Source organism: Mycobacterium helveticum (assembly GCF_007714205.1).
In the GTDB taxonomy this organism is placed as follows: Bacteria; Actinomycetota; Actinomycetes; order Mycobacteriales; family Mycobacteriaceae; genus Mycobacterium; species Mycobacterium helveticum.
The window spans coordinates 1-6829 of record NZ_VMQU01000188.1; the positions used below are offsets into that span (position 1 = coordinate 1).

The window sequence follows — 6829 nt, forward strand, 5'->3', positions numbered from 1 at the left end:
CACCGACCTCAAGATCAAATACAGCGTTAAAGGTCACGACACTACATAAACGATCCCACTATGTCGGGAGTCCTGAGCCCATGACATACCGGCCACCGGCCCCGGCGAACACACGCGCAGTGCGCGATTCGACGAGCAGCCGGTCCCGTGGCCAGCCAACCCCGTCGAGCGCAACCCTCAGTCCCGCTGCAACACTTCGGGATTGGCGATGCGGATGGGTGCACCGTCCAGCCACGCGACCACTGCGTCGACGGTGTCGGTGTAGAACGCGCCAAGCATCTCGCGGGTGGCGTATCCGAGGTGTGGAGACAGCGTCACATTCGGCAGCCGCCGCAGCGGATGGTCCGCGGGAAGCGGTTCGGTGTCGTAGACGTCGAGGCCCGCCCCGGCGATGCGCCCGGATTCGAGTGCGGCGAGCAGCGCCGCCTCGTCGACGATCGGGCCCCTCGACGTGTTGATCAGGTAGGCGTGCGGCTTCATCGCGCCCAGCTCGGGGGCGCCGACCAAACCGCGGGTGCGCTCGGAAAGCACCAGATGGGCCGAGACGACGTCGGCTTCGTCGAACAGCGTCGCCTTCTCGACGCGCCGGGCGCCGGCGGCCGCCGCCGCCTCCTCGGTGAGATTCTGGCTCCACGCGATGACGTCCATGCCGAAGGCCGTCGCATACCCGGCCATGCGTCTGCCGGTCCTGCCGAGACCGAGCAGCCCGAGCGTCTTGCCCCACAGCGCCATACCCGCGGTGGCCTGCCAGCCGCCGTCACGCATGCGCCGGTGCTCTTCGGCGAGATGGCGCACGGTGGCGATCATCAGGCCCCAGGCCAATTCCGGTGTGGCGTCCCGCACCGACCGGAACCGCGGATTGGCAAAGTCCGAGTGGGCAATTGCGACACCGCAGTCGGTGGCCGCGGCCATGTCCAGGTTCGGCAGGCTGGTGCCGACGATGGTGACCAGCTTCAGGTCCGGCAGTCGTTCGAAAAGATTGCGCGGGAAGGCCATCCGCTCGCGCATGGTGCACACGACATCGAACGGCCGGAGCGCCCGGGCGGCCTCCGCCTCGCAGAGGTGGCGGTCGAAGACGGTAACGGAAGAGCGTGTCTGCACCGGCGACCAGTCGGCGACGTCGAGGGCGACCCCCGCATAGTCGTCGAGTATCGCCACCCGGTGCATGCAGTCCCTCCCTGGCGAGGTGAAAAATTTTGGGGGACAGCCTAGCCCACCTGGTGGGCGGGCGCGGGGATCAGCGGTGAGGAATGCCGGCCCGCAGGGCGACGACTTCTTCCAGCAGACCCGCGGCGTAGGCGACGCTCTTGGCGGCTTCGGTCATCTGCCCGCGCAGCTCCTGGCACCTCGCGACGCATTCCGGCGTCAGAATGCGCCGTAGGTCCTCGACGAGCGTGTCCACCGTGGTGGCCGGAAGTTGCCTCTCACAACCGACGCCCAGCCGGACGACCGCGTCCGCCCACATCGGCTGATCCAACCAGAGCCAGAGGATCAACGTGGGAATTCCGGCCCGCATGCCCGCGGCCGTGGTACCGGCACCCCCATGGTGAATGGCCGCGCGGCATGCCGGGAAGACCGCCGCGTGATTCACCGCGGCGACGATCTTGACGTGGCCTGCAGGCTGGACGCCGCTGAAATCGTTGGGCCCGCTGCAGATCAACACCCGCTCGCCCAACCGCTCAGCGGCTTCGCTGACCATGCCGACCATGTCGGTGGCGGAATCGATCGGTGTGCTGCCCAGGCCGAAATAGATCGGCGGCGTTCCCCCGGCAATCCAGGACAGCACGTCGTCGTCGGCATCGGTCGGCAGCTCCAGGGTGAGCGAGCCGGCGAACGGCCGCCGCTGGGCATCGGCTTCGCTCCACTGGTCGGCCAGCTTGGACGCGCAGAGGTAGTCGTAGGTCTGGATCTCCAGCGAACCCGCCGCGGGGGTCTCCGGCAGGCCCAGCGACTCGCGCTGGGCCACCTCGGCCTGGGTCCTCAGGTTCGAAATCACCCCCCCGGACGGCTGTAGCTGCACCGGGAAGAAATGCAACGCGGCGAACGGAATTCCTTGGTAATCGGCCACATTGGCGGCGAGGCCCTGCTCGTTCATGCCGGCCAGCAGCAGGTCGGCCCCCGCCGCCAGCGAGACCAGGGTGGTGGTCTTCTCCGTCGCGACCTGCAGAAGCTCGTCCATGAGCGCAGGCAACGCATTCAGCGGGTTGTCGACCTGCCGAACGAAGTTCGCGGCCGCGTTCATCCGTTCGCGCGTGTCCCTGCCGTAGGTGGCGGCGACCAGCCCGGCGGCCTCGACGAAACCGCGCATGTCCGGCGGTACTGCCATGGTCACGTCGTGGCCTCGACGCATCAGCTCGCGACCGATGGCGGCACAGGGTTCGATGTCGCCGCGGCTTCCGTAGGCTGCCAGCACGACTTTCATGAATGTGACCCGCCTCGTCTGCTCGACTGCCTCATCGCCACTTGATCCCGCAGCCGATCGACGGCCGCTGATCGGGATCGACGGCCCGCCCGGCGAGCACCGCGTCGACCGCGGCCCGCACGTCGGCGGCCGTCACGGGCTTGCCGTTGCCGGGTCGGGAGTCGTCGAGCTGGCCCCGGTAGACGAGCCGGCGCTCGCCGTCGAACACGAACGTGTCGGGGGTGCAGGCCGCGGAGAACGCGCGGGCGACGTCCTGGGTTTCGTCGTACAGATACGGGAACGTCCAGCCGTGGCGGTCGGCCTCGGCGGCCATCTTCTCGGGGCCGTCCTGCGGGTAGGTGGCGACGTCGTTGCTGGAGATGCCCACCATCGCGACCCCGCGGCCGGCGAGGTCGCGGCCCAGTTCGGCGAGCCCGGCGGCGACATGCTGGACGTAGGGGCAGTGATTGCAGATGAAGGTGACGACGAGCGCGGGCCCGGTGAGCTCGTCGCGGCCGACCGTGGCGCCGGTGGCCGGCTCGGGCAGCGTGAACGGCGGAGCGGGTGTCCCGAGGGCGAGCATCGTTGACTCGATGGCCATGCCCGTCACCCTAGCGGCTGCACCTACCCGGTGCGCGACGGCGGGAACGGACGGCGTCAGGTGCGCGGAGCACCCTGGGTGACCTTGTCGGCGGCGAATGCCGCGGCCTGGTCGGTCATCCCGGACTGCACGTAGGAGACGTGCGCCATGATGTTGCCGCCGCCGGTGCAGATCGGATCGTCCGGGGCGCACAGGCTGATCGTCTTCGCGGCGTACAGCGGGCTGATGGTCGGCAGCGGCTGGCCGCCGTAGAGCGCGCTCGAGAAGCCACTGGATGGCTCGCCGAACAAAGCGACCGCGGCGACGTGGTCGGCCACCGGGGGCGGCATCTGGGCGGTGGCCAGGTCGATCACGGTGGCGCCCTGGGAGTATCCGCCGAGCACCATCCGGGTCTTGGGGCAGGTGGCGACGGTGCCCTGGATGTGGGCGCTCGCGTCGTCCGAACCGGCCGAGGAGCTCCCGTGGTAGTCGTCGTTCGCCGGGTACTCGACGGCGTAGACGCCGACGGACCGCCCGCTGAGCTTCGAGGTGAGCGAGTCGACGAATGCCTGGCCGACGTTCCCCAGGCCCGGGTCCTGATGGGTGCCGCGGGCGAACACCACCTCGACGTCGGAGCAGGGATCCGCGGAAGCGGCGGGAACGCCCAGGGGGACGCTCAGCAGACCCCATGCCGTCGCCACCAGGACACCGAGGATGCGGGCGAGTCTGCGTGCGCTCATTATCGAAATCCTGCCACACCGTCGGCGGCGGCGATTTCGGTGGCCGCGCCGACGCGCGTCCGTCGGGATCGGGATGCCTGCGGGGCGGCACCCACGACAGGACGGCCGGCCGGGCAGCGGGGGCTCATCGCCGGCGGCAGCCGGGGCAGGACCGTCGCCTGGTCGACGCGATCCTGCGGCTTTTCGACGCACGTCTACTTGAGGGCCGAAATTCCAGATTTTCGTGCCGCGATTGCCTAGTGTTTGGCTTTACCGGCGCGTCGTGGTGCCCGGTCGCCGCCGATCATGCGGTGTCACGCGGAGCGCGAGGACCAGCAGACGTGAGCTTCTTGACGTTCCCGCCGGAACTCAACTCGTCGCTGATGTTCTCCGGTGCGGGTGGGGCGCCGCTGTTGGCTGCCGCCGCGTCCTGGGACGGGTTGGCCGCCGAGTTGGGGTTGGCGGCGCAGTCGTTCTCCTCGATCACCTCGGGGCTGGCCGGGCAGGGCTGGCAGGGCCCGGCCGCTGCGGCGATGCTGGAGAGCGCCACCCGCTACGCAGGGTATTTGAGCGCGGCGCAGGCCCAGGCCCAGACGGCGGCCACCCAGGCCCAGGCGGTCGTGAGCGCCTTCGAGTCCGCCCGGGCGGCCATCGTGCACCCGCTGGCCGTGGCCACCAACCGGAACGAGTTGGTGCAGTTGGTGGTCTCGAACCTGTTCGGGCAGAACGCGCCGTCGATCGCGGCCGCCGAATCCGAGTACGAGCAGATGTGGGCCGCCGATGTGGCGGCGATGATCGGCTACCACGGCAACGTGTCGGCCGCGGCCGCCCAGATCGCGGCCTGGCCGGCCGCGCTGCAGGGGCTGTCGGCCCAGCTTTCCGGCGCGATCGCCACGAACCCGCTGGCCGCGGCGGCGGGTTCGGCGGCCGCCGCCAACCCAGTCGCCGGGCTGGTCACCAACCCGGCGCAGACCCTGAACGCCGACATCGGCCAGGCCGAGCAGACCGTGATGAACCTGATCAACGCGCCCACCAACACGTTGCTGGGGCGTCCGCTGATCGGCAACGGCGCCAGCGGCGCCAGCGGCACGGGGCAGACCGGCCAGGCCGGCGGGATCCTGTGGGGCAACGGCGGCACCGGCGGCTCGGGCGCGGCGGGACAGCCCGGCGGGGCCGGCGGTGCGGCGGGGCTGATCGGCAACGGGGGTATCGGCGGCGCCGGCGGGACCGGCTCCTACGGCGGGCCCGGGGGCCAGGCCGGATGGCTGTTCGGCAGCCCCGGCACGTCCGGCGCCAACGGCACCGGCGCGCCGTCCGCGACGGTCCCGCTGACGATCTATGGCCAGACCGAACCGATCGTCTACGCCTCGGTCAACGGCGGACCGAGCGTGCCCCTGCTGGTCGACACGGGATCCACCGGCCTGGTGATCCCGCTGCGCGACGTCGGCATCTGGAATCTCGGCCTGCCCACCGGCATGGGCATCAGCGGCTACAGCGGGGGACTCGACTATCTCTACCTGACGTTCAACACGCCGGTGAACTTCGGCGGCGGGATCGTGACCTCGCCGACCGCCGTCGACGTGCCCATCTTCTCGTGGCCGACGAGCCTGGCCAATTTCCCCACCTCGTTTAGCCAGTTCTTTGCCCCCGACGGGGTGGCCGGCGTCATGGGCATCGGGCCGAACGCGGGCGGCCCCGGGCCCAGCAGCCCGCTCACGGCGTTGCCGGGCAGCCTCAGCCAGGGCGTGCTCATCAACGAGACCAACCCGACATCGGCCAGCCTGACATTCGGGTCGGCCCCGGCGAACCTGACGCCGATAGCCACGGTCAGCGGGGCGCCCATCACCACGTTGGGCGTGACGGTCACGCCACCGGGCGGCAGCACCTCCACCATGGATTCGGTGCCCTCGATCATCGACTCGGGCGGTGTGCAGGGGACCTTCCCGATCAACGCGCCGTCGGGAACGGTCGTCGACGTCTATGCTCCCGGCGGCACGCCGACGCTGTTGTACTCGTACACCTACAACGGCACCGCCACTTCCATTCCCCAGGCTTACTACCCGACATATTATCCGGGGATCATGAACACCGGGGCGTTGCCGTTCCTCGAGCACGAGGTGTATCTCTCGAACGCCGGCAACGGGTCGATGACCTTCTACTGAGGCGCGGCCCCCGGGACTAAAGGGCGTGAATTGCCTTGCGTGCGAGGCACAGTCACCGATGTGCCGCGCTTTCTTTGAGTTTGACATGCCGGTGCGGCAACGGCCCCGGGTGTTCGCGTTTCCCGTCGTACGATCCGCGTTGCGGCAACAGCGGATTCGGCGGGAAGGACGCTTCGGGATGAGCTTTTTCACGTGGCCCCCGGAGACCAATTCCGCGCTGATGTTCTCCGGTGCGGGCGGGGGCCCGATGTTGGCCGCGGCGGCATCGTGGGAGGGGTTGGCCGACGCGTTGGGTTCGGCCGCCCAGGCGTTTTCGTCGACCACTTCGGGCTTGGCCGGTCAAGCCTGGCAGGGGCCGGCTTCCGCGGCGATGCTCGCCGCCGCTACCCGTTACACGTCATTCCTGACCGCCGCGCAGGCTCAGGCCGAAACGGCCGCGACCCAGGCGCAGGCGATCGTCGGGGCGTTCGAATCGGCCCGGGCCGCCACCGTGCACCCGCTGACCGTCGCCGCCAACCGCAGTCAACTCGTGAGTTTGGTGGTCTCGAACCTGTTCGGGCAGAACGCGCCGGCGATCGCGGCCGCCGAAGCCGCATACGAACACATGTGGGCCGCCGACGTGGCCGCGATGATCGGCTATCACGGCGGCGTCTCGGCGGCGGCCGCACAGCTGTCGGCCTGGCCGGCGACCCTGGAAGGTGCGTTCGCCGAAGCCTCGGGCGCACTGGCCAATCCCGTCGGGGCGTTGCAGGTCGAACTCGGCCGGGCCGAACAGGCCGTCATGAACACGATCAACGCGCCCACCACCACGTTGTTGGGGCGCCCGCTGATCGGCAACGGCACCAACGGCGCCAACGGGACGGGGCAGCCCGGCGGACCCGGCGGGATCCTGTGGGGCAACGGCGGAAACGGCGGCTCGGGCACGGGAACACAAGCCGGAGGGGCGGGCGGCCCAACAACGTGGTGG

The 6829-nt window shown here is 69.9% G+C and carries 6 protein-coding genes; 2 read left to right on the forward strand and 4 right to left on the reverse strand.

Annotated elements, in window-relative coordinates; all coding sequences use genetic code 11:
* Positions 1–177 precede the first annotated feature (177 nt).
* The 4 genes from FPZ47_RS25675 to FPZ47_RS25690 all read right to left on the reverse strand — a co-directional run bounded on the left by FPZ47_RS25675 (position 178) and on the right by FPZ47_RS25690 (position 3721).
* Positions 178–1167, reverse strand: a complete 990-nt coding sequence (locus FPZ47_RS25675; RefSeq protein ID WP_144956801.1) for a D-2-hydroxyacid dehydrogenase family protein — start codon at positions 1165–1167, stop codon at positions 178–180.
* 70 nt (positions 1168–1237) lie between these two features.
* Complete coding sequence (locus tag FPZ47_RS25680; RefSeq protein WP_144956804.1) at positions 1238–2422, reverse strand: glycosyltransferase; 1185 nt, start codon at positions 2420–2422, stop codon at positions 1238–1240.
* Between the two features lie 31 nt (positions 2423–2453).
* A complete protein-coding gene (locus tag FPZ47_RS25685; protein WP_144956806.1) occupies positions 2454–3002 on the reverse strand; it encodes a thioredoxin family protein in 549 nt (182 codons plus the stop codon).
* A 56-nt stretch (positions 3003–3058) separates the two neighbouring features.
* Positions 3059–3721, reverse strand: a complete 663-nt coding sequence (locus tag FPZ47_RS25690; RefSeq protein WP_144956809.1) for a cutinase family protein — start codon at positions 3719–3721, stop codon at positions 3059–3061.
* 320 nt (positions 3722–4041) lie between these two features.
* Between FPZ47_RS25690 and FPZ47_RS28660 the strand changes: the two genes are divergently transcribed.
* Together FPZ47_RS28660 and FPZ47_RS29975 are read left to right on the forward strand one after the other, a co-directional pair.
* Positions 4042–5862: a PecA family PE domain-processing aspartic protease gene (locus FPZ47_RS28660; protein WP_168209569.1), complete on the forward strand. Its 1821-nt coding sequence runs from the start codon at positions 4042–4044 to the stop codon at positions 5860–5862.
* A 178-nt stretch (positions 5863–6040) separates the two neighbouring features.
* A partial coding sequence (locus FPZ47_RS29975; protein WP_246859911.1) for a PPE family protein occupies positions 6041–6829 on the forward strand: 789 nt, incomplete at its 3' end.